Genomic DNA, 21867 nt, shown 5'->3' with positions numbered 1-21867 from the left:
CATCCATCTCTGGCATGACGAGATCCATCAGCACGATATCCGGCCGCAGCCTGTCTGCCATGTCCACCGCTTCCCGGCCATTCACCGCCTCCCCGACCACTTCAATGTCTTTTTGTGTTTTCAAGAAAAATAACAATCCGCGCCTCACCACATGATGGTCATCGGCGATCAAAACCTTCACCACGTTAACCACTCCCCCGATTAATACGGAATCCTGATGAGGATTTCCGTGCCTCTTCCAATTTCACTTGACCATTCGATACTGCCGCCTTCCGCTTTTGCACGATCGCGCATGCTCTGGATGCCGATTGATGGCAAGTAGAGATGCTCGTCAATGACAAATCCGCGCCCTTCATCTTTGATCACCAGCAGCACATCGGATGGCGTCACCGACATGTACAGCTGAACTTTATGGACGCCTGCATGTTTGCGGATGTTGTTGAGTGCCTCTTGCGCAATGCGGAACAGCGTTTCTTCTGTCCGCGATGGCAGCTGGATAACGCCGGTCACTTTCAATTCCGTCGACAGCCCAAGCATCTCGGCATAGCCTTTGACCGCTTCGAGCAATCCGCTTTCCAGCCCTTTCGGCCGCAATTGCCAGATCAGCGCGCGCATTTCATTGAGCGCTTCTTGTGTCAGGTGCTGGATATCGCGGAACGTTTCCTGCACTTCCGGGTCTTCCGACATGACACTGCCGCCTCTGGCCGTCAACGTCACCGAAAACAGCAGCTGATTGACCGAATCATGCAGATCACGTGCCAGCCTATTGCGCTCCTGCACCAATGCCAATTCCTGTTCCTGCTTTGTCAGCAGGATGCGTTTGATGGCGGAGCCGATCTGGAACGCTACAGATTCCAAAAGCGCTAACTCATCATTGGAAAAACGCACAGTGTCCGGTGCGGCGATGTTTAAAAGCCCGAACTTTTCATTGCCCGATTGCAGCGCAACCGTAGCATGGTGTGTAATCCCTTCGGCGTCTCCGGCATCGGATGAAATGGCGTTGTCGATCCGCTGGCAGGCAATGATATTCGAAGCCTTTTCCAAATTGCCGTCGTGGTAGCGTTTGACGCACCAGCACCCTCCTTTTTTCAGGTGGCGGCAATCGTTCTGTTTAAGCGCCGGTGGCAGATTCGCCTGCGCAGCAAGCTGATGCTTGCCATTTTTATCAATAAAGAAAATCCATGCCGCCTCGAATACCGAGCCATTCAATAACTTCCAAATCGCCCCTTCGAGCATCCGGCCCATATCCGTTTCTTCATTCAATAATTCCGCAATTTCTTTCAATAACGCCACATTCGAATGCTGGCCAGCTTCCATCCCGTTCACCTCATCGCTGTTGTCTCTCTACCATACACTTTTTCATTCCAAGCGCGCCTCGTACTTTCGAATGAAAAAGCCCCCTGCAAGAGGGAGCTTCCGTTTATCGATTGTCCAATTCGTCCAGGAATGACTGTTTGATAAGTTCCAGCTTTTCATCGCTGTCGCGTTCACTCGCTGCCGTAATGCCGAAATAGTATTTCACTTTCGGCTCTGTGCCGCTTGGGCGGACACACACCCATGAGCCATCTTCGAGGAAGTACTTCAAGACGTTCGATTGGGGCAACTCGATTTTTTCATTTGTATTCAAATCAACGAAAATCCGGTTCTGGGTTTCATAATCTTCGATCGACACCACCGGGATGCCGGCGATTTGAGCCAATGGGTCTTTCCGCAGCCCTTCAAGAAGCGCAGTGATTTCCCGTGAGCCGTCAAGCCCTTTTTTCGTAATCGACACGAGCGCTTCCCGGTACCAGCCGTATCGGTTATAAAGTTCAACCAGCACATCGTGCAAGGTTTTGCCGAGCGTTTTGTAATAAGCGGCGGCTTCGATCAGCAATAAAGTTGCCTGGACAGCATCTTTGTCGCGTGCGAAATCGCGGATCAAATAGCCATAGCTTTCCTCGTAACCGAAAAGAAACTCGAATTGCGGATGTTCATCGTTGTGCTTCAGCTTTTCCCCGATGAATTTAAAGCCGGTCAGGACATCTTCGCATTCAACGCCATACGATTCCGCAATGACGCGGCCGAATTCAGACGTCACAATCGTCTTGAAGATTTTGCCGTTGTCCGGCAGCGTGCCTTTCGCCTGTTTCTGGCTCAATAAATAATCGATGAGGATGGCGCCCGTCTGATTGCCGTTCAGCAATTCGTAATGTCCGCCTGCAAGGACTGCAATGCCAACACGGTCGCCGTCCGGATCGATGGCAATCAGCAATTCGCTGCCGTTCTTTTCGCCGTATTGCATCGCTAGTTCAAAAGCAGAAGCCTCTTCGGGATTCGGCGATTTGACTGTCGGGAATTCCCCGTCCGGCTGCATTTGTTCCGCAACATATGCGATGTCTGTATAACCGGCTGTTTCCAATAACTTTTTCACGGTAGAACCGGATGCCCCGTGGAGCGGCGTGAAGACCGCAGAAATTGGCTTGGCCGACCCTTCCTGCACCGTCAGTGCCTGTTCGATATAAGCTGCATCCAAACGCTCACCCAAGTGGACGAGCGATGCTTCCTCGTATACGGAATTGTCGATGGCCAGTTCGTCTTCGACCCGGCTGACAAAATCAATGACGCGGTCCGCGTCTTCGAGGTTCAGCTGCGCCCCGTCGTCGCCATATACTTTATAGCCGTTGTATTCAGGCGGGTTGTGGCTGGCCGTGATGACCACTCCCATAAAGGCATTCAAGTACCGTACGCTGAATGACAATTGCGGCGTTGTGCGCGGCTCGCTGTACAAATACGTGTGGATGCCATTCGATGCAAAGGTTTTCGCTGCTTCGAGCGCGAACTCCGGCGACATGCGGCGGCTGTCGTACGCAATCACGATTCCACGCGCCATCGCCTGTTCTCCGCTGTCTTTGATGTAATCCGCGATTCCTTGTGAGGCTTTACGGACCGTGTAGACATTCATGCGGTTGGTTCCCGGGCCGATTTCGCCGCGCATTCCTCCTGTGCCGAATGCCAGATCCTGATAAAATGCATCTTCTGCCATTTTTTCATCATCTTTCAACAAAGATAAAGCCTGTATTGTTCCTTCATCATGCTGGCTGTGTTCCAACCAGCGCTTTAGCCGTTCCTGCCAAGTCATAAGACATCCCTCCAATACACTTAGTTTACCAAAAAATCAAAAAAAAAGCCGCTTCCTTTTGGGAAGCGGCACATGCATTAATCTTTTTTGTATTCTACGCGGTAAACGTCGTGGCGGCGGTCCTTCAATTGCTTGACCGTACCGTTCTGGCGCTGGCGGCGCAGGATTTCCAAATCGACATCGCCGATCAGCACCATCTCCAAGTTCGCGTTGGTTTCGCCGACAATGCCGTCGCGCGCGAATTCGAAATCGGAGGGTGCGAAAATGCCCGATTGCGCATACTGGATATCCATATTTTCAGTTTGCGGCAAGTTTCCGACCGTTCCGGAAATGACCGTGTAAATCTGGTTCTCGACTGCACGGGCCTGTGCGCAATAACGGACGCGCAAATAGCCTTGGCGGTCTTCGGTACAGAATGGCGAGAAGATGATATTCGCGCCCATGTCTGTCGCGATGCGCGCCAATTCCGGGAACTCGATATCGTAGCAGATCTGGATCGCGATTTTGCCGCAGTCCGTATCGAATACGCGGACCGAGTCGCCGGCCGAGATTCCCCACCACTTGCGTTCGTTCGGTGTGATGTGGATTTTGTATTGCTTATCGATCGAGCCATCGCGGCGGAACAAGTAAGCGATGTTGTAGATTTCGTCATTTTCTTCTTTGACGAAATGCGATCCGCCGATGATATTGATGTTGTAACGGACGGCAAGGTCCGTGAACAATTCAATGTATTGAGGCGTGTATTCCGTCAATTTGCGCACTGCCTGGCTCGGCGATGGCTCGTTGAGGAAAGACATCAACTGAGTCGTGAAAATTTCCGGGAAGACGACAAAATCGGAATGTGCATCCGAAGCGACATCGACAAAGTATTCCACCTGGTTTGCCAAATCATCGAATGATTCGATGGCGCGCATCAAATATTGGACAACACAAATCCGGACCGGAAGGCTTGTTTTGAAATGGCGTTTCGACACCGGTTTGTAATCGACGTTATTCCATTCCATCAATGTCGCGTATTTGCCGGATGCAAGATCATCCTGCAAGTAATTCGGGTTGATCCGCATCAGCTGGAAGCCGTTCATCAATTGGAACGTCAAGACGGGATCATAGATTTTATGGCGCGATACCGCATCTACGTATTCACGCGGCGACATTTCATCCGCGTATTTATGGAAATTCGGAATGCGTCCGCCAAGAATAATCGATTTCAAATTCAACTCACGCGCCAGCTCTTTGCGTGCTTCGTAAAGACGCTGGCCGACTTGCATGCGGCGGTATTCCGGATGCACCATGACTTCGATGCCGTACATATTGTAGCCATCGGGATTATGGTTCGTGATGTATCCACCGTCTGTGACGTCATCCCACGTGTGGCGGTCGTCGTATTCATCAAAGTTTATCAATAAACTCGAGCAGGAACCGATGACTTTACCGTCAAGTTCCGCTACAAGCTGCCCCTGCGGGAAAACGCCTAGATGGCTGCGGAGCTGCTCTTCTTTCCATGGATCCATTCCTGGAAAACTGAGGCGCTGCATTTCCATGATGGCATCTATATCTGCATACGTCATTTCCCGTATGATCATGCTTTTTTCAAAATGGGACAAATCGAATTCTTCTGGCACTGCAGCCACTCCTTCACAAAAGTATCACAGTTTATTATATAGGATAGCGGCACAGGTTGATATTATTTTACTTGCCCGCAGTTAAGAATTATACTTTTATAGAAGTAATTTTGAAAAGAGGTACTGTTCAATGTCCAAGCGCCAAGAAAATATTATGCTTGCCATGTGGGTCGTCGCGCTGATCGCCACTGCCGGTTCGCTGTATTTCTCCCAAATACGCGGCTATGCACCTTGCACACTGTGTTGGGTACAGCGGATCTTCATGTATCCGCTCGTTATCGTCATCGGCGTCGCTTATGCCCAAAAGAATGTACGTATTGCAGCGACGACGCTGGCCTTATCGGTCATCGGCGGGGGGATATCGCTTTATCATTACGGCTTGCAGAAGCTGGCTTTCCTTTCTGATGCTGCGCCGTCATGCGGACAAGTGCCGTGCACCGGCGAGTACATCAATTATCTCGGATTCATCACCATCCCATTTTTAGCGCTCACCGCATTCATCTTAATCGCGGCCATGAGCATCTATTTGCTGAAGTCATTGAAGGAGGAAACAGGAAAATGAAGAAAATGCTTATCATCGGCGGGGTCGTTGTGGCGATATTCGCCTTGATCATCGTGCTGACGAATATATCGAACAATGATAAACTCGCCAACAATCCATACGATACAGATGACCTCGATCAGCCGACCATCGACTTATTGTCAGATGAAAACTACCAGAACATCGCGGTGCCGGACGAAGTGGACGAAAAAATCAAGAGCGGCGAACCGACAACAGTCTATTTTTTCAGCCCGACATGCCAGCATTGCCAGGCCACTACACCTGTATTGATGCCTGTCGCTGAAGATATGGATGTCGATGTCCTCCAGTATAATCTGTTAGAGTATGATCAAGGCTGGCAGGATTATTTCATCGAAGCGACACCGACACTCGTGCATTACGAAAATGGCGAGGAAGTCTCACGCTGGGTCGGATCCCAGCCAAAAGAGAATATCGAAGAATTTTTCAACGAAATCGTATTGAAATAACAAACAGGAGCCATGTGCAGCGCGCATGGCCCTTTTATATGGAGGACAACACATGGAATGGAATTACGAAATACAAGAAGATGGCATCACTGTCGAAGAATTGCTGCGCACGGAATGGGGCCTCGGCAAGAAAGTCGTCCATGAAATGCGCATGGCCAAAAGCGTAACGAATGCCAAGCATCAGGAAGTGGTCTGGAAAGAGCCGTTGGAAAAAGGCACGACCCTGCATTTTAAATTGCCGCCGGCTTCTTCGCCTTATGAACCGAAACACGATGTCGAATTGCCGATTTTATTCGAAGATGACCATTTCATCATCGCGAGAAAACCGAAAGGCATGGCCACCCATCCGAATGAAACCGGACAGACCGATACCTTCATCAACGCCATCCTCGGCCATATCATCCGTAATGGCGGATCCTACGGCGAGCACGTCCACCGCTTGGACCAAGGAACGTCCGGCCTGTTGATGGTCGCGAAGCATCCGGTCGCCAAAAATGTAATGGACCGCATGCTCGAGCAAAAACAGCTTGTGCGCGATTACGAAGCCGTCGTCAAAGGCAAAGTCGTCAACCGGACCGGCACGATCGATTTCCCGCTCGGCCGCGACCGCCATCATCCGACGCGCCGGCGCGTATCCCCTTCCGGACAAAGCGCTGTGACGCATTACCGCGTGCTGAAACACATGGAAGGCAAAACATTGCTGCACTTGACGCTTGAAACAGGGCGAACCCATCAGATCCGGGCGCACCTGTCGCACATCAACCACCCGATCATCGGCGACGAGTTATATGACGGCCCAATGACGCAGGACGGAGCATACCATCTCCACGCGTTCCGCATGTCGTTCACCCACCCGTTTACCGGTGAAAAAATCGTTGTTGAAGATACAAGCCGTTAAAAAAAGAAGTTCCCCAGCGGGAACTTCTTTTTTTTTAGCGCAAATGGATTTCGTCGGGATGGGTGCCTGTGCGCCAATCCTTGTTCAAAGCGTCGATCATTTCCATCTGTCCAGGAGACAACTCGAAATTGAAGACGTCGGCATTCTCGAGAATGCGTTCAGGCTTCACTGATTTCGGAATGACGATCAAGTCGTGCTGTAAATGCCAGCGGATAATGACTTGCGCGATCGACTTGCCGTGGCTCTCGCCGATCTTTCCGAGCAGCGGTTCACCAAGCAAGCGTCCGCGTGCGAGCGGCGACCAGGAAGTGACCGCAATTTCATTGTCTGCACAGAATTGGCGAAGCGGTTCTTGCGTCAATTGCGGGTGAAGCTCGATCTGGTTGACCATCGGCTTCGTGTTCGCTGTTGCCAAGAGTTTTTCCAAATGGTGCTGCTGGTGATTTGAAACACCGATTGAGCGCACCAACTTCTCATCATAGAGCCGCTGAATGGCACGGTACGTTTCTTCATAAGTATCCGGCATCGCCCAATGCGTCAAATACAGGTCCAAATAATCGAAGTCCAAACGCTTCAGCGATGCTTCGAACGCACGCAATGTATTGTCGTAGCCTTGGTCCGTATTCCAGACTTTCGACGTGACGAAGATGTCTTCGCGCTTCATGCGGGATGCGCGGATGGCTTCCCCCACTTCATGTTCGTTGTCGTAGATGCTTGCTGTGTCTATTGCCGGATAGCCTGCTTTGAGTGCCGAAAGGACGGCATTCACCGCTTCTTCTTTGTCGGTCATCTTGAACACGCCAAGCCCGAAACGCGGCATCTCTACTCCGTTATGTAAGGTTTTCGTTGAATTGATCGCTAATTCCATTTTCATCATCCTTTCTTTATTCATTGTACAAATATTCACCTGAAAACTCGACTTTAAAGAATTTGGCTAAACCCCTTGCATTTCTCTATAAAAGCGAATAATATATGAAATGTTGTTTAAATCGTTCGGATTTTGAAAGGAGTATTTAAATGTTTCAGTTGAAAGAGTTCGGCACAGACGTTAAAACGGAAGTTCTTGCCGGTATGACAACGTTTTTAACAATGGCTTATATTGTCATTGTCAATCCTGTAATCTTGGGTGCAGCGGGCGTTCCGTTTGACCAAGTATTCCTGGCAACCATTATCGCCGCAGCAATTGGCACGCTCTGGATGGCACTTTTCGCTAATTACCCCATTGCCATCGCACCGGGAATGGGATTAAATGCATATTTCACCTCGATGGTGCTAGGATCAGGCGGCACAATCGATTACGTCACCGCATTTTCAGCCGTCTTCGTCGCTGGCATCATATTCGTCCTGCTATCGTTGACCAAAATGCGCAAAATCCTCATCCAAGCCATTCCTGAAAACCTGAAACACGCCATAACTGCCGGCATCGGGCTGTTCATCGCCTTTATCGGCATGCGCCTCAGTGGAATCATCGTGGGAAATGAAGCGAATTTAGTCGGCCTGGGCGATTTGACTTCAGCTCCCGTCCTTCTGACGCTGGTCGGCCTCATGATCACGCTCATCTTTATGTCGTTGAACATTCACGGCGGCATTTTCTTCGGAATGATTGTGACAGCAATCATCGCCTTCTTTAACGGCCAATTGAAATTCGAAAGCCGTTTGATGCAGCTTCCATCCCTTCCCGAAGGCATCATCGTCTGGAATCCGATTGAAGCAGTTCAATTGGTCATCGAATTCGGATTATACGGCGTCGTCTTTTCATTCCTGTTGGTCACGTTATTCGATACAACGGGCACCATGATCGGTGTGGCGAAACAGGCTGGCCTCATGAAAAACAACGATATGCCGCGCATGCGCCAAGCACTTCTTGCAGATTCAGTTGCGGCCACTGCCGGTGCCATGTTCGGCACAAGCCCGACTTCCGCTTATGTAGAATCTTCTGCAGGCGTTGCTGCTGGCGGACGGACAGGCCTGACAACATTGACTGTCGGCATCTTGTTCATCATCGCCGCTTTCTTCGGCCCCCTTGTTTCTTCCCTATCAAGCGTTGCTGCGATCACTGCACCTGCATTGATCATTGTCGGCAGTTTAATGATTGGTGCTGTGAAACATATCGAATGGGATGAATTCGATGAAGCGTTCCCAGCATTCCTGATCATCCTGGCCATGCCGCTGACTTCAAGTATCGCAACCGGAATTGCACTCGGCTTTATCTCTTACCCATTGATGAAAATCTTCAAAGGCAAATGGAAGGCCGTCCACCCGATCCTTTATATTTTTGCAGTGCTGTTCGCTATCCAGATCTTGATTGCACCGCATTAATAAAAGCAGAGAATTATCTAAGTTTCCAGACATAAAAAAACGCCATCCGGCGGTTTTTTTTATGTCCTATTAAACTCGTGTACGAGCACTTGATACGCTTGCTGTGATCAGCAATACCGCAGCTGTCAGCAAATGCATCGCCCAGCCGATCACTGGGAACCAAGCAACCAGGCTTGTGACAATCCCTAAAATCGAACCGGATTTCGGTGAGTATTCACGGAAGCAGAAAAATAACGTCACTGCGTGCAGCAAGAACATGACGCCAAGCGCCGTATAGCCTGTGCTGATGACAAAAGTTCCCCCGATAAATGGAATTGCCAGCAGCAATTCAGCCAAACCGGTAATCCATAATAATGCAACGGAAATTTTCATTTTCATTGTTAACTTCATCCTTTCCTGAACTGTCCTTTCCTATTCTACGGATGGCCAAAGAAAAGGTTTCATTTTTTATTAAAAAGCTAAAAATCCCGCATGGAACAGACAAAACTTCTCCACATTTGAATTGAGCCCCATATTTCATTTTCCTGCCACATACGCTATACTAAACAAAGATGCATATTACAAGGAGGTCGTTATTTATGAACTTAATCCTTATTCTAGGTGTTACTGTAGCGTTCTTGGCCGCTATCTTAACTGCAGGCTATGATGATAAACCAGGAACTGCTGAAAAAGAATAATACGAAAAGCCGGTGCATATGCGCCGGCTTTTTTTGTGCTTCCGTTTAATCCAATCCTGGGAAATTCTGCTGGCGCAAGGCCTCGTACATCAAAATCGCCGCTGTGTTGGACAAATTCAGCGAACGGATATGCTCATTCATCGGAATGCGCAGGCACGTTTCCGGATTTTGCTCGATCAGTTCTTTCGGCAAGCCTTTTGTTTCCTGGCCAAAAACGAAGAAATGGTCTTTTTCCGTATCCGAATAATCGAAAGACGAATACGTCTTCGTACCGAACTTTGTAATGTAGTAAAATGCAGCGCCGTCATAACGGTCGAACAATTCCTGCAGCGAATCATAATATGTCAAATCAACATGCTCCCAATAATCGAGGCCTGCCCGCTTCAGCATCTTATCGTCTGTGGAAAAGCCGAGCGGTCGGATCAAATGCAATTTCACGCCAGTCCCTGCACAAGAGCGGGCGATGTTCCCTGTATTCGCTGGAATCAGCGGCTGGTATAAAACGATGTGTATAGCCAAAACGTTCACTTATCCTTTCATCTCTTCGGCAAAAAACGCCAGTCCTTTTTGAATTTCATCTTTTACTTCTTCGTCTTGCTCTGTCTCCAGCACCGTTTGCAGCGCTTCGAACCCTTCCGGCATCCCGATTTTCCCGAGTGCCCAGGCCGCTGTGCCGCGAATGACCGGCCGCTCATCTTCCATCAGCAGTTTGATCAACGCCGGCACCGCGCTTTTCTCTTTGAAATGGGCCAAAGCGAGAATGGCATTGCGCTGGATCGGCTTTTTGCCTCGCCATGAACCCGACACATAGCCGAAGCGCTCCTTGAATTCACGGTTCGAAATCGTTAACAGCGGTTCGAGCAGCGGTTTGGCGATTTCCGGATCCGGCGTAAATTCCGCATGGATCAGATTCGCCTTGCGCTTGTTTTTCGGACACACCGTTTGGCAGGTATCGCAGCCATACAACCGATTGCCTATGACGCCTCTGAATTCATCCGGCAAAAAGCCTTTTGTCTGCGTCAAAAAAGAAATGCAGCGCTGGGCATTCAATTGGCCGCCTTCAACAATCGCTCCGGTCGGACAGACATCGATGCACAGGCGGCAATCGCCGCATTGGTCTTCCATCGGTTCACTGTAGCGAAAAGGGATATTGGTGATCATTTCACCCAAATACACATAGGAACCGAACTCCGGCGTAATGATGGAAGTGTTTTTCGCGCTCCAGCCGATGCCTGCGCGTTCAGCAACGGCGCGGTCGGACAATTCCCCGGTATCGACCATTGACCGCATGCGGGCTTCAGGGAAATGTACGGCGATGAACGCTTCCAATAAGGTCAAACGTTCTTTCAAGGCGGCATGGTAATCTTTCCCCCATGATGAGCGGGAAAAAATGCCTCGCCTTGCCCCACGCATCCCTTGCGGCGCATCCTCCATTTTCGAAGGATAGGCAATCGCGATTGAAATGATGCTCACCGCTTCGTCCAATAAAAGCTCTGGACGAGTCCGTTTATCAAGGTCTGGCTCTTCAAAGCCGGATTGGTAATTCAATTGCTGCTGGCGCGCCAATTGATGGCGCAGGTTATAAAAAGGCTCTGCCGAGGCAAACCCGATTTTATCGATTCCGATCTCCGAGGCATAGGCAACAAGCTCTTGTTGAAATCCTTCGAGATTCATGCTGTAACCCCTCATTCTATATCTATGATACGATATCCCTAATACATTCCCTGAAAGGAAGATTGCTGTGGAAATCACCATCCAGCGTCACATTAAGGAAATCCTTCCCGACTTTAAAATAGGAACTATTCATTATAACAATATCACCGTTTCGGAGTCACCTCAAATGTTAAAAGGCCGGCTGCAGCTTTTCCAGGAGCAATTGTATTTCGACTTGGAAGACAAAGACATCACCCATTTTCCAGGGTTGCTCGAATGGCAGCTGGTGTGGAAAGCGCTGGGCGCGAGTCCAAGCCGGCACCGCCCTTCGGCAGAAGCGCTGTTCCGCCGCATCAAAAAGCAGAATTACCTGCCTTCCATCCATTCTGCGGTCGACATGAACAGCTTTCTATCGCTGCAATATGAAATTCCGCTCGGCCTCTACGATGCGGACAAAATCAACGGAGACGTTGAAATCGCTCTCGGTACAGAAGATGATCAGTTCGAGGGCTTGAACAACCGCACCAATACATTGGACAATATCCTGGTTTCCAAAGACGCACAAGGCGCATTCGGCAGCCCTTACGTTGATTCCACGCGAACAGCCGTCACAGAAAATACAAAAAATGCACTTCACATCTTTTATCTGCGGCCTTCGATGGAACGCGATACAGCACTTGAATTATTGACAGCCGCAGCCAATATGTTCACCGGCATCAATGGTGGAGATGCTGAAATCCAACTCCTTTAATATGCTCTACAATAAAAAACCATTGCCCTTTTTTAAAAGGCAATGGTCTTTTTGATTAGCTTACTTTTTGATTTCATTATGGACTTACGACTACAAGACTAGCCTTAGCGCTGATATTTCCGGCTTTATCTTTAGCAGTGACAGTAATTGTCACCCCTCTTTTTTGTGCTTTGATCGGCACTGAATAATAACCGGTCGATGAAGCTTTTGCATAGCCTAGCAGAGTAGTTCCATTTTTAACGGCAACTGTTGAATTTGCTTCCGCTTTCCCCGTCACTTTCAAATCGTTGCTGTCTACTTTATTGACTACGGGCTTTGCAGGAGCTATAACATCGGCTACTGTTATTGCAGTTGCTGCACTTATGTTCCCTGCACTATCTTTTGCCGTAACGGCAAGAGCAGTCCCCGCTTTTTGAACAGCTATCTTAGCCAAAAAAGTTCCTGTCGACGAAGCTTTTATAGAGCTTAAAATAGTAGTTCCTTTTTTTACAGTAATAGTTGAATTCGCTTCAGCTTTCCCGGTAACCACAACATCGTTATTATCCACTTTATTGACCGTCGGCTTGCCAGGGGCGACAACGTCTACAACCTTTGTTGTTGTTGCTGCGCTGATATTGCCTGAACTGTCTTTTGCTGTGGCAGCAAGAGTTGACCCGGCTTTTTGGACTGCTACTTTCACAGAGAAAACACCCGTTGATGAAGCTTTGGCGGACCCAATGACAGTCGTGCCGTTTTTAACGGTGACTGTGGAATTCGCTTCCGCTTTTCCAGTTACCGCAACATCATTATTGTCCACTTTATTGACCGTCGGTTTGCCTGGCGCTACATTATCGGAAAATGCTGCAGCAAGCATATAAATATCTTCCTCGGTATTGTCGTCCCAAGCATAATCAAAATAGTCATAATCAGTCGCTGCTACATAATAAGTTCCCGCTTTTGCTTGGTATGCCTGAATTTCCATATACTCATCGTATTCAGTTCCTAAATAGACCAATTTGGAACTTTCCACAAAATCTTTTTCAGTTGCCAAAAATAAGAGATCAATCGCATAAGTATTGCTCTCTCCCCCTACAAGCAAAAGTCCATCGCGCGGAACCGTTATTTTGTAAAAATCAATATCATCATACGGCAATAATTGGCCATAAATAGGTTTATCGAAAGACAAGCTGTCTGCATAGCCGAAATCATCATTGTATTCCTGCTCGATCGCGTATTCCCCATAATCAATAGAGCTGGCTTTGACGCTGCCTTCTATTTTTACAGCAGGAGCATTCTTCAACATTGCTTCAAATTGAGTAACAGCCTGCAAGCCACCTATATTCTTTGGCAATTGCTTTTCAATTTGCTTTTCCAGCGACCTGCTAAAATTTTCTGTTGCACCAGTTTCTGCTTGTGCTACACCATTAACCATTAAAGAAGCCATTAGACCTAATGATGTTATCGTGAACAATAATTTTTTACCCATTTTACATCCCCTTTTAATAATTATAAATACCTATAAGTTGGATATTACACTATAAATGATTTAAATACTATTTATTTTTGAGCCATTCTAATTTATTTTCAGTCATTAAAGAAGTAAATACAGGGCTTAAGCAGATTCCTTTGAATCCGAGGCATTGTGCAGTAAAATCGGGGTACTTCATAATAAAAGAGGGATCATCAAGTGAAACAAATTCACAGCGATATCATTCAATTCCGAGGCAGCCATTACGATTACGGCCGGCATCAAGGCGAACTCTTAAAAGGCTCGCTCCTGTTGCCGAACCGCCGCAAGCAATGGCCCCCATCCAATAAAAACTTCATGATCAATGAACAGGAAGCGACAAGCATCCTCCAGACATTCGCGCCGCGCATCTGGGAAGAAATAAACGGGCTGGCGGACGCACTCGAATGGAATGCCCACGACGCCATCCGTGAATTCGGCGGTTATTACTTGGAATATACACGCAGCGGCTGCTCCATCTTCACCCGTGAGGATTTCATGGTACGCAATTACGACAGCTCGCCGCAGGGCTATGAGGGCCGTTTCGCGCTGTACCAGCCTTCTGACGGCGGCTATGCGACCATCGGACCGACAATGCAAATCACCGGCCGCACAGACGGCCTCAACGAGAAAGGCTTGGCAATGGGCTATAACTTTATCAACCGGCGCAACTCCGGGGATGGCTTTATCTGCAATATGATCGGCCGCCTGATCCTGGAAAATTGTGCGGATGCCGATGAAGCCGTCGCTCTTTTGGAGGAACTTCCGCACCGCCGCTCGTTCAGCTATGTGCTGCTGGACCGCAACGGAAAATCCATTGTCGTCGAAGCTTCTCCCCGCTCGGTCGTTTCGCGGGAGTCCGCTGTATCCACCAACCATTTCGACTTGCTGACAGAAGAAAACCGCTACCAAATCGAAGATTCGCGCCGCCGCGAAGAAGTCATCCTTTCCCAGCAGGACACGATGGCCGAACCATACAGTGCATTCCGTATGCTCAACGATTCGGACAAAGGCGTCTTTTCCAAAAAATACACGACTGCTTCCGGTACGCTGCACACCGCATCGTATTTTCCCGCCAGCTTGAAAGTCGGTTTTGCACTCGGACAGGACCGCTTGCCGCTGATGCTCGATTTCAAGAAATGGCTGGATGGAGAACGCTTGAACGCCAAACGCGTCAAAGGCCGGGTCGACACCCACCTGCCTTTCGCACACATGACTGAAATGTAATGCATTTTATCCATCTGAAAACAAAAACAGGCTGTCCCGAAAGTCATTATTCCTGACTTGTGGGACAGCCTGTTTCATTCTGCAAATTGTTTCTCCAAATGCGCAAAGCCGATTTTTGTATCGATCGTGCCATGGATTTTATCCACTTCCAGCGGCGTACCCTTTAGCCAATGCCCAAAATCAAAAACGGCTGGCTGCTGGTCGCCGCCAAGCGAGAACCAGGCTTCCATTTTTTGCGGCAAATATGCTGAAGTGTGGATGGTGCCAGCCCAGCTTTTGTACAGCTCCGAGAATACGCCATTGCCCGTACCATTAAACAGGCGGAATGCATTGTCCACGTGAGCAGTCTCATGCGGCTGGGTCTGAATCGCTTCCAGACGTCCATAAGAATCCTTCAAGTAATTGCGGTTTTCGTGCGCCTGGATTTCAAAATGGTTGGTGCAGGCGTTTTCGCTTCTGACATCGACGCCGCGCGGGCTTGCTTCAATGATCGACGTTCCGCCGCTCGTGTCCGTCACGACGTAGCTGAACGAACCCCGATGCGGGATTTCCTTCACCAAAGCAATAGCTTCTTCAATGGTTGCACACGTTTCGAGGATAATGCGGCCGATCATATAACAGACAAAGCCATCCCCCGGCTTTTTGCGGTGTGTGAAATTATAGCCCATTGCCAAGCCTTTCTCGTTCATGCCATCCATGCGCCCCGTGATGCGGGAAGTCGGACCGATAAAGGCATAGCCTTGGTCTGTGGGCTGGAACAAGCTGAAACGCCCTTCATAGGTTTGTGGATGGAAATCGTAATTGCGGACCATGAAGTCATCGCCTGTAACAATCGAGCAGCCAGATGGCAGCGCATCGATGCGATAGCCGCCGAAATTGCGCAGCACTTCCTCCATCGGCAGCTCCAAGCTGTCCCGCAGGCCAACGAGCTCTTCCCAGATGCCCGGCGCAAAGCGGCTGAGTGCCCGCTCGGCTTCCGCAGCGTCGATTTCAAAACGCGGACGCTTCGCTTTCCACTGCTTTTGCCGGTTGTCGAGGACGATCGACTCTTTCAAGCGCTCGCCTTGATGCAGCCCGAAATCGTAATGGCTGCCTCGGAATTGAATGATGTCGCTGTGGATTTCCTGCATGCCGCTCCCCTTCCAATAAGCTGTCCCTTGCTGCTTATTGCGTCTATTATACCAAGTTCCGTTCCCCTATCCTACCGGGAAGCACTCATTTTGCGCCATACCCATTTCTCCATTTCGACAATAGCGAAAACGCTGATGCCGATGCCGATCGGCCAAATCCAGTGCTGTGCAGCAATCGGCACGGTGCCCAGCAGCACATTCATTATTGGCAAATAAGTCACTCCCAATTGCACCGCAATCAGGATGCCGGAAACGATAAAGGCGGCTTTATTCGAAAAAAAGCCTTTCCGAAAGACAAAGCCTTTTTCACTGCGGCAATTGAATAAATAAAACAACTGGGAAATGACCAGCGCCTGGACGGTCATCGTATTCACGATTGCCGGATTAAGGCCAGCTTCCGCCAATGTTCTATTCATATACAAGAGTCCGCCGCAGATGATGGAAGCTACAAATGCGATGCGAAAGACATAATAGCCGCTCAACAGCTTCGCATTCGGATTGCGCGGAGGCCGTTCCATCGCTCCAGGTTCAAGTTTCTCAAAGGCAATCGCCAAAGAAATCGTTACGGCGGTTATCATATTGATCCATAAAATTTGGACCGGCGTCAACGGCATTGCCGTACCAAGAAGGATGCTGACGAAAATAACCGACCCTTCAGCAACATTTGTCGGCAAAATGAACAGGATGGTCTTTTTCAAATTGTCGTAGACGCGACGCCCTTCTTTGACTGCCGTGACGATGGTGTTGAAATTGTCATCCACTAAGACCATTTCCGAAGCTTCTTTCGACACCTCTGTCCCTTTGATGCCCATCGCTACGCCGATGTCTGCACGCTTTAAAGCCGGCGCGTCATTGACGCCATCGCCTGTCATCGCACATATATGCCCGAGAGATTGGAGCGCCTGCACCAGCTGCAATTTATTGTTCGGGCTTGTCCGCGCAAAAACGTCGTATTTAACCGCCGCCTCCTGCAGCTCACTTTCGTCCATCCGATCCAGTTCAATTCCTTCAATAACAAGCCCCTCCGCACCGATGCCCATCTGAGAGCCGATTGCGAGTGCCGTTTCTTTGTGGTCGCCGGTAATCATCTTCACTTGGATGCCAGCTTTTTTGCATAGCCGAATCGACTCGATTACTTCTTCGCGCGGCGGGTCGATGATGCTGGCAAATCCCAGGATTTCAAACCCTTCCTCCAAATCAGCATGGCCGATGCTTGCTGTATTGGCCGGCACTTTTTTTGCAGCAGCGCCAATCATCCTTTCCCCTTTCCGGGCATGGAGCAAGATTTCTCCATGCCAACGGTCCAGCTCATCCGCACTGTCATTCTTCGACATTCTTAAAATCTGTTCGGGAGCTCCTTTCACAAAAATTGTCCTCGTACCGTCATGTTCTACCAAGCCGGCCATGTACTTGTACGAGGAATCGAACGGGATTTTCGCCAGGCAATCGAGTTTCGGTATGGACTCCTCCGCTTTTTCTGCAGCTGTCACCAGACACCCTTCGGTAGCATCTCCGCTGATTTCCCAATGCCCCCGCTCATTGCAAAATAAATGGGACTCGTTGATTGTTTTAACACAAGTCAAAAACTGCTTCAGGCGAGGGGCATCCGCCAATGCCACCACTTGGCCGCGGCTGGTGATTTCACCTTTTGGGGAATAGCCGCTGCCTGTCAGTTCATATTCCTCGTCCTTCACCAAAATCGACGTAACGGTCATTTCGTTTTTAGTCAATGTGCCGGTTTTGTCGGAACATATCACTGACACCGCACCCAAGGTTTCAACTGAAGGCAATGTCCGGACGATGGCGTTCTTTGCCGCCATTTCCTGGACGCCAAGCGCCAGAATAATTGACAGGACGGCAGGCAGCCCTTCGGGAATTGCCGCGACCGTTAAGCCGATAATGGCGAGCAATAATTCTCCTGCCGGATAATCATGCCAAAAATAGCCGATGGCGAACATAGCAGCCGCACTAATGACGATGATCGCTGAAATCAATTTGCCAAAATGGGCTGTCTGCTTCAGCAAAGGCGTCTGCAGCTTCTGGACATTGGAAATCGAGGAACTGATTTTCCCAAGCTCCGTACTGCTGCCAGTTTCCACCACAACGCCAACGCCAGAACCCGCTGCCACCGATGTTCCGGCAAACACCATATTCAGCCGATCCCCTAAAGAGGTTTCAAGCGGCAATGCATCCACCTTTTTTTCAACAGCCACAGATTCTCCGGTCAATGAAGATTCTTCCACCTTCAAGTTAGCCGCTTCAAGGAGCCGGATATCCGCCGGCACTTTATCGCCCGCTTTTAAAACGGCAATGTCTCCTGGCACCAGATTGGCTGACGGGATGACTTTCCTTTTCGATGCACGGATGGCAGTTGCCTTCAACGATAGCATCTTGCGGATGCTGTCCAGCGCTTTTTCCGCCTTGCTCTGTTGGATATAGCCGATGGCTGCGTTTATCACAATAACCATCAGGATCACCAATGTATCGATTGTGTGCCCCAGCACAATTGTAATTACCGCTGCCCCAAGGAGTACATAAATCAGTACGTCATGGAATTGCTTTAAAAACCGCATCACCCTCGATTCTCTTTTCGGTTCAGGCAGTTCGTTCGCGCCTGCCGCTTTCCTTCGTTCATCCGCTGCCGCATCCGTTAGCCCTTCTTCATTGTTCGTTTCCAATTCCGCCAAAACATCCACAGTCTCAAGATGATGCCACGCCAGCTTTTTCACGAGACTTCCTCCTATCTCCCGCACAGCTTATATTGCCTTAATAATAGATTGATTATTCAGATATCACAACTCTTATCTTTTATCCGCTGTTTATTTATTGGCATGAAAAAAAGACCATGAAAATTATGGCCTTTTACTCGTCTTCTTCGAGATATCATAACCTGGCTAACACAGTAACTTACTCATAATTTGATAACTCGACTAAATTGCCATCGGGATCTCGGATGTAGAGCGACTGGATTGTCCCTGATGCACCGGTTCGTGAAACAGGACCTTCTTCAACAGCTACGCCGTTTTGCTTCAAATGCTCAAGCAGCTTTTCGAGTGGTTCATCCGAAATAAAGCATAGGTCGGCACTTCCCGGAAGAGGTGAACGCGCTTTAGGTTCGAACTCGTTGCCAGCTTCATGCAAATTGATTTTCTGTTGTCCGAAATGGAGCGCCTTACGCCCTTCTCCAAACTCTTTCACTTCCATTCCGAGAACATTTCCATAAAAATCACAGGTTTGTTGGATGTTTTCTACGGTCAATACAAAATGGTCAAGGCGATTAATCATTTCCATAGTCAGCTCCTCTGCGGAATTAAACAGTATGACTATCTATACGCCATTTCTCTAACCTATACCTGCTGAAAAACATGAAAGAACGAAAAAATCCCTGTCACCATCAATAAATGATGGTGACAGGGATTTTCAGTATACCAGTGGCCGGGGTCGAACCGGCACTCCAGAAGGAACACGATTTTGAGTCGTGCGCGTCTGCCAATTCCGCCACACTGGCATGACCTTGAATCGGACAATTATTATTATAGCACCTTCAAATTAATTTGGCTACAGTTTTTTCACGATAGTAAAATAAAAACCAGTTTTCTTTTCAGAAAAACTGGTCTCAGATTCATTACAGAAAAATATTCAATATAGAGTAAATTATTCCGGCAATCATTGCTGAAATCGGCAGCGTAATGACCCAGGTAATCAACATTGTTTGGGCTGTGCCCCATTTAACACCTTTGAGGCGGTGTGCTGCCCCTACACCCATAATCGATGAAGAAATAACATGTGTCGTGCTGACAGGCAAGTGGATGGCAGTAGCACCGAAGATGACTGCAGCACCTGAGAGATCCGCAGCCACACCGTTGACCGGACGGATTTTCATAATCTTTCCGCCAACAGTTTTAATGATTCTCCAACCGCCTACGGAAGTTCCAAGAGCCATTGCCAATGCACAGGAAACCTGGACCCATAATTGAATATCATCCGAACTTTGGTAGTTGTTCACGATCAAAGCCATCGTGATGATTCCCATTGCTTTTTGCGCATCATTGGTACCATGTGAAAATGATTGCAAAGCAGCCGTCGCAATTTGAACAAACCGGAAGTTTCGGTTTGTCTTTGTTAAGTTATGATCTTTAAATATCACTTTGATTACACTGTAAACGATATAGCCCACTACAAAAGCAAGAATGGGAGAAATCAGCAACGCTTGCAGTATTTTCAGAAAGCCTGCAAGATTCAATGCGCCGACACCGGCAGCTGCAATCACAGCACCAACAATCGATCCGATCAGCGCGTGGGAAGAACTGCTTGGAATTCCATAATACCAGGTAACCAAATTCCAGGTGATGGCAGCCAATAACGCCGCCAAGATGACGATTGAGCCATTAGTAAGTGTGAATGGATCAACTATATCTTTTGTGATCGTCTTAGCAACACCTGTGAAAGCCATAGCTCCCACAAAGTTCATGACTGCTGCTAGTATGATTGCATGGCGTGGTTTCAATGCTTTCGTAGAAACTGCCGTAGCGATTGAGTTAGCTGTATCATGGAATCCATTTATGAAGTCGAATACTATAGCGAAAATGACGATTAAAACCGTTAACAACAATACCATATCCATGAGTCGTCTTGCTCCTTAAGCGTTTTTCATAATAATTGATTCAAACGTATTTGCTACCTTTTGGCAGTGGTCAGCGATTTCTTCTAGTTCTTCGTAAATATCTTTGTATTGGATAATGCGAATCGGATCTTTTTCCACCGCAAACAGATTTTTAATGGAATTGCGGAGTGTCACGTCACATTTCGATTCATAATCTTTAATTTTAATGGCATGCTCCCTCATCTGGAGCAATTTCTTATTCGCCATCAAGTCGACAGCGGTCACAATTTCGATTGCACTCAAACGAATCGCTTCAACGAATTCGAGCATATATGAATCTGCATTTACAACGCCGTACATCTCGAACATAGAAGCCGTATGTTCCAATCCATCTAAAACATCGTCCATGCTCATTGTAAGCGCCAAGATGTCCTCACGTTCAATAGGTGTAATAAATGCTTTATTAAGATCCTGGATTATATCGTGGACGAAAGCATCACCTTTTGTTTCGTAATCTTTCATCGTATTCGAAAAAATCTTCAAATCACTGGTTGCTACTAGTTTATACTCGGCGAAATACACGGCAGCTTCTTGTAAATTTAGAGCGATGCTCCCTAATTGAACTGCAAATTTATCCTTCTTCTTAAAAGCCATTTTCTTGCCTCCACTATTTCAATATAATATAATTCGAACTTAAATATAATAACTCAATTTACATAAAATTAATACTCACTAAGTTGCAATTTACAAATCTTTAATACTACATAATAATCAGATAACTAAAGTATACTTCTAGCAAATGCAGCTAAACTTATGAAACTGCAGCGTTTGCAGAATTACTTATTTTTTCGGATGCCACAAGCAGGCTTGCGTGCAGATGTGCCTTTGGAAAGACGTGAAAACACAAAAAAAAGCTCCAGCTTTGAAAACAAAGCTGGAGCTTTTTTAAAGGGCAGGCAGGCCCTTTACATGATACCGGCGGTCGGGGTCGAACCGACACTCCCGTGAAGGAACGGGATTTTGAGTCCCGCGCGTCTGCCAATTCCGCCACGCCGGCAAAATAATTATGGAGGCGGCAACCGGACTCGAACCGGTGATAAGGGTGTTGCAGACCCATGCCTTACCACTTGGCTATGCCGCCAAAATTTGGAGCGGAAGACGAGGTTCGAACTCGCGACCTCCACCTTGGCAAGGTGGCGTTCTACCACTGAACTACTTCCGCAAAAGCTGGGGTACCTGGATTCGAACCAGGGCATGACGGGATCAAAACCCGTTGCCTTACCGCTTGGCTATACCCCAATAACTAAATGGGGCGGACGAGGGGAATTGAACCCCCGAGTGCCGGAATCAC

The 21867-nt window shown here is 48.3% G+C and carries 21 protein-coding genes and 5 tRNA genes; 7 read left to right on the top strand and 19 right to left on the bottom strand.

The features are described 5' to 3' along the window. The 4 genes from EGV91_RS11990 to EGV91_RS11975 all read right to left on the bottom strand — a co-directional run. Positions 1-184 (bottom strand): response regulator transcription factor (locus EGV91_RS11990; RefSeq protein ID WP_135504047.1); only part of this gene is annotated, 184 nt, incomplete at its 3' end. A 17-nt stretch (positions 185-201) separates the two neighbouring features. Next, positions 202-1317: a GAF domain-containing sensor histidine kinase gene (locus EGV91_RS11985; protein WP_135504045.1), complete on the bottom strand. Its 1116-nt coding sequence runs from the start codon at positions 1315-1317 to the stop codon at positions 202-204. A 103-nt stretch (positions 1318-1420) separates the two neighbouring features. After that, positions 1421-3121, bottom strand: coding sequence for a phospho-sugar mutase (locus tag EGV91_RS11980; RefSeq protein ID WP_135504043.1), 1701 nt, complete (start codon positions 3119-3121; stop codon positions 1421-1423). 77 nt (positions 3122-3198) lie between these two features. Next, positions 3199-4743 carry a carbon-nitrogen hydrolase family protein gene (locus EGV91_RS11975; RefSeq protein ID WP_135504041.1) on the bottom strand — a complete coding sequence of 515 codons (1545 nt, stop codon included), beginning with the start codon at positions 4741-4743 and terminating at the stop codon, positions 3199-3201. A 130-nt stretch (positions 4744-4873) separates the two neighbouring features. Here EGV91_RS11975 and EGV91_RS11970 point away from each other — a divergent pair, with 130 nt between their 5' ends. Genes EGV91_RS11970 through EGV91_RS11960 form a run of 3 tightly spaced genes read left to right on the top strand, consistent with a single transcriptional unit; the run spans position 4874 to position 6670 of the window. Further along, entirely contained in the window at positions 4874-5305 is a 432-nt protein-coding gene (locus tag EGV91_RS11970; RefSeq protein ID WP_135504039.1) for a disulfide oxidoreductase, read from the top strand. Then, positions 5302-5772: a thioredoxin family protein gene (locus tag EGV91_RS11965; RefSeq protein WP_135504037.1), complete on the top strand. Its 471-nt coding sequence runs from the start codon at positions 5302-5304 to the stop codon at positions 5770-5772. The genes EGV91_RS11970 and EGV91_RS11965 overlap by 4 nt, the downstream gene beginning before the upstream one ends. A gap of 52 nt (positions 5773-5824) precedes the next feature. Next, positions 5825-6670: an RluA family pseudouridine synthase gene (locus EGV91_RS11960; protein ID WP_135504035.1), complete on the top strand. Its 846-nt coding sequence runs from the start codon at positions 5825-5827 to the stop codon at positions 6668-6670. Positions 6671-6704: 34 nt separating this feature from the next. Here EGV91_RS11960 and EGV91_RS11955 read toward each other — a convergent pair whose 3' ends face one another. Beyond that, positions 6705-7538, bottom strand: coding sequence for an aldo/keto reductase (locus EGV91_RS11955; RefSeq protein WP_135504033.1), 834 nt, complete (start codon positions 7536-7538; stop codon positions 6705-6707). Positions 7539-7687: 149 nt separating this feature from the next. On the opposite strand from EGV91_RS11955, the gene EGV91_RS11950 reads away from it, so the two are divergent. Then, positions 7688-8989 (top strand): NCS2 family permease, encoded by a 1302-nt coding sequence (locus EGV91_RS11950; RefSeq protein WP_135504031.1) that lies wholly within the window; start codon positions 7688-7690, stop codon positions 8987-8989. Positions 8990-9058: 69 nt separating this feature from the next. Here the strand turns inward: EGV91_RS11950 and EGV91_RS11945 are convergent, their stop codons facing one another. From EGV91_RS11945 to queG, 3 genes are all read right to left on the bottom strand, one after another. After that, positions 9059-9367, bottom strand: coding sequence for a hypothetical protein (locus tag EGV91_RS11945; RefSeq protein WP_416144299.1), 309 nt, complete (start codon positions 9365-9367; stop codon positions 9059-9061). 344 nt (positions 9368-9711) lie between these two features. Continuing rightward, positions 9712-10185, bottom strand: a complete 474-nt coding sequence (gene trmL, locus EGV91_RS11940; RefSeq protein ID WP_135504029.1) for a tRNA (uridine(34)/cytosine(34)/5-carboxymethylaminomethyluridine(34)-2'-O)-methyltransferase TrmL — start codon at positions 10183-10185, stop codon at positions 9712-9714. A 9-nt stretch (positions 10186-10194) separates the two neighbouring features. Continuing rightward, positions 10195-11340, bottom strand: a complete 1146-nt coding sequence (gene queG, locus EGV91_RS11935) for a tRNA epoxyqueuosine(34) reductase QueG (protein ID WP_135504027.1) — start codon at positions 11338-11340, stop codon at positions 10195-10197. Positions 11341-11407: 67 nt separating this feature from the next. On the opposite strand from queG, the gene EGV91_RS11930 reads away from it, so the two are divergent. Beyond that, a complete protein-coding gene (locus EGV91_RS11930) occupies positions 11408-12070 on the top strand; it encodes a B3/B4 domain-containing protein (RefSeq protein WP_135504026.1) in 663 nt (220 codons plus the stop codon). Between the two features lie 76 nt (positions 12071-12146). On the opposite strand, the gene EGV91_RS11925 is transcribed toward EGV91_RS11930, so the two are convergent. Next, positions 12147-13535, bottom strand: coding sequence for an Ig-like domain-containing protein (locus EGV91_RS11925; protein WP_158290610.1), 1389 nt, complete (start codon positions 13533-13535; stop codon positions 12147-12149). 201 nt (positions 13536-13736) lie between these two features. Between EGV91_RS11925 and EGV91_RS11920 the strand changes: the two genes are divergently transcribed. Next, entirely contained in the window at positions 13737-14783 is a 1047-nt protein-coding gene (locus EGV91_RS11920; RefSeq protein ID WP_135504024.1) for a C45 family autoproteolytic acyltransferase/hydrolase, read from the top strand. A gap of 74 nt (positions 14784-14857) precedes the next feature. Here EGV91_RS11920 and EGV91_RS11915 read toward each other — a convergent pair whose 3' ends face one another. The 6 genes from EGV91_RS11915 to EGV91_RS11890 all read right to left on the bottom strand — a co-directional run bounded on the left by EGV91_RS11915 (position 14858) and on the right by EGV91_RS11890 (position 21170). Then, a complete protein-coding gene (locus EGV91_RS11915; protein ID WP_135504022.1) occupies positions 14858-15913 on the bottom strand; it encodes a C45 family autoproteolytic acyltransferase/hydrolase in 1056 nt (351 codons plus the stop codon). A 71-nt stretch (positions 15914-15984) separates the two neighbouring features. Beyond that, positions 15985-18642 (bottom strand): cation-transporting P-type ATPase, encoded by a 2658-nt coding sequence (locus EGV91_RS11910; protein WP_135504020.1) that lies wholly within the window; start codon positions 18640-18642, stop codon positions 15985-15987. Between the two features lie 178 nt (positions 18643-18820). Then, positions 18821-19198, bottom strand: coding sequence for a VOC family protein (locus EGV91_RS11905; protein ID WP_206662871.1), 378 nt, complete (start codon positions 19196-19198; stop codon positions 18821-18823). Between the two features lie 141 nt (positions 19199-19339). Then, positions 19340-19421 (bottom strand) — tRNA-Leu (locus EGV91_RS11900). 117 nt (positions 19422-19538) lie between these two features. Further along, positions 19539-20537, bottom strand: a complete 999-nt coding sequence (locus EGV91_RS11895; protein ID WP_135504016.1) for an inorganic phosphate transporter — start codon at positions 20535-20537, stop codon at positions 19539-19541. A 15-nt stretch (positions 20538-20552) separates the two neighbouring features. Continuing rightward, on the bottom strand, positions 20553-21170 hold the full coding sequence (locus EGV91_RS11890; protein ID WP_135504014.1) for a DUF47 domain-containing protein: 618 nt from the start codon (positions 21168-21170) through the stop codon (positions 20553-20555). A gap of 159 nt (positions 21171-21329) precedes the next feature. On the opposite strand from EGV91_RS11890, the gene EGV91_RS11885 reads away from it, so the two are divergent. After that, positions 21330-21524: a hypothetical protein gene (locus EGV91_RS11885; protein ID WP_135504012.1), complete on the top strand. Its 195-nt coding sequence runs from the start codon at positions 21330-21332 to the stop codon at positions 21522-21524. Here EGV91_RS11885 and EGV91_RS11880 read toward each other — a convergent pair. The 4 genes from EGV91_RS11880 to EGV91_RS11865 form a co-directional block, all read right to left on the bottom strand. Next, positions 21490-21573, bottom strand: a tRNA-Leu gene (locus EGV91_RS11880). The two genes, EGV91_RS11885 and EGV91_RS11880, sit on opposite strands and share 35 nt — an antisense overlap. A gap of 10 nt (positions 21574-21583) precedes the next feature. Continuing rightward, positions 21584-21657, bottom strand: a tRNA-Cys gene (locus EGV91_RS11875). Between the two features lie 6 nt (positions 21658-21663). Further along, positions 21664-21738 (bottom strand) — tRNA-Gly (locus tag EGV91_RS11870). Positions 21739-21743: 5 nt separating this feature from the next. Continuing rightward, positions 21744-21815 (bottom strand) — tRNA-Gln (locus tag EGV91_RS11865). Between the last annotated feature and the right edge of the window lie 52 nt (positions 21816-21867).

The organism is Planococcus koreensis (assembly GCF_004761975.1).
Lineage (GTDB): Bacteria > Bacillota > Bacilli > Bacillales_A > Planococcaceae > Planococcus > Planococcus koreensis.
The sequence above is the reverse complement of the archived record's forward strand: the minus strand, read 5'-3'. Positions and strand labels throughout refer to the sequence as shown.

Bases quoted from the DNA above. Each gene is read 5' to 3' on its own strand.
- EGV91_RS11915 (WP_135504022.1), bottom strand. From the start codon at position 15,913: ATGCAGGAAATCCACAGCGACATCATTCAATTCCGAGGCAGCCATTAC.
- EGV91_RS11950 (WP_135504031.1), top strand. From the start codon at position 7,688: ATGTTTCAGTTGAAAGAGTTCGGCACAGACGTTAAAACGGAAGTTCTT.
- EGV91_RS11965 (WP_135504037.1), top strand. From the start codon at position 5,302: ATGAAGAAAATGCTTATCATCGGCGGGGTCGTTGTGGCGATATTCGCC.
- EGV91_RS11955 (WP_135504033.1), bottom strand. From the start codon at position 7,538: ATGGAATTAGCGATCAATTCAACGAAAACCTTACATAACGGAGTAGAG.
- EGV91_RS11985 (WP_135504045.1), bottom strand. From the start codon at position 1,317: ATGGAAGCTGGCCAGCATTCGAATGTGGCGTTATTGAAAGAAATTGCG.
- EGV91_RS11925 (WP_158290610.1), bottom strand. From the start codon at position 13,535: ATGGGTAAAAAATTATTGTTCACGATAACATCATTAGGTCTAATGGCT.
- EGV91_RS11945 (WP_416144299.1), bottom strand. From the start codon at position 9,367: ATGAAAATGAAAATTTCCGTTGCATTATTATGGATTACCGGTTTGGCT.
- EGV91_RS11980 (WP_135504043.1), bottom strand. From the start codon at position 3,121: ATGACTTGGCAGGAACGGCTAAAGCGCTGGTTGGAACACAGCCAGCAT.
- EGV91_RS11905 (WP_206662871.1), bottom strand. From the start codon at position 19,198: ATGATTAATCGCCTTGACCATTTTGTATTGACCGTAGAAAACATCCAA.
- EGV91_RS11885 (WP_135504012.1), top strand. From the start codon at position 21,330: ATGAAACTGCAGCGTTTGCAGAATTACTTATTTTTTCGGATGCCACAA.
- queG (WP_135504027.1), bottom strand. From the start codon at position 11,340: ATGAATCTCGAAGGATTTCAACAAGAGCTTGTTGCCTATGCCTCGGAG.
- EGV91_RS11970 (WP_135504039.1), top strand. From the start codon at position 4,874: ATGTCCAAGCGCCAAGAAAATATTATGCTTGCCATGTGGGTCGTCGCG.
- EGV91_RS11960 (WP_135504035.1), top strand. From the start codon at position 5,825: ATGGAATGGAATTACGAAATACAAGAAGATGGCATCACTGTCGAAGAA.
- EGV91_RS11895 (WP_135504016.1), bottom strand. From the start codon at position 20,537: ATGGATATGGTATTGTTGTTAACGGTTTTAATCGTCATTTTCGCTATA.
- EGV91_RS11890 (WP_135504014.1), bottom strand. From the start codon at position 21,170: ATGGCTTTTAAGAAGAAGGATAAATTTGCAGTTCAATTAGGGAGCATC.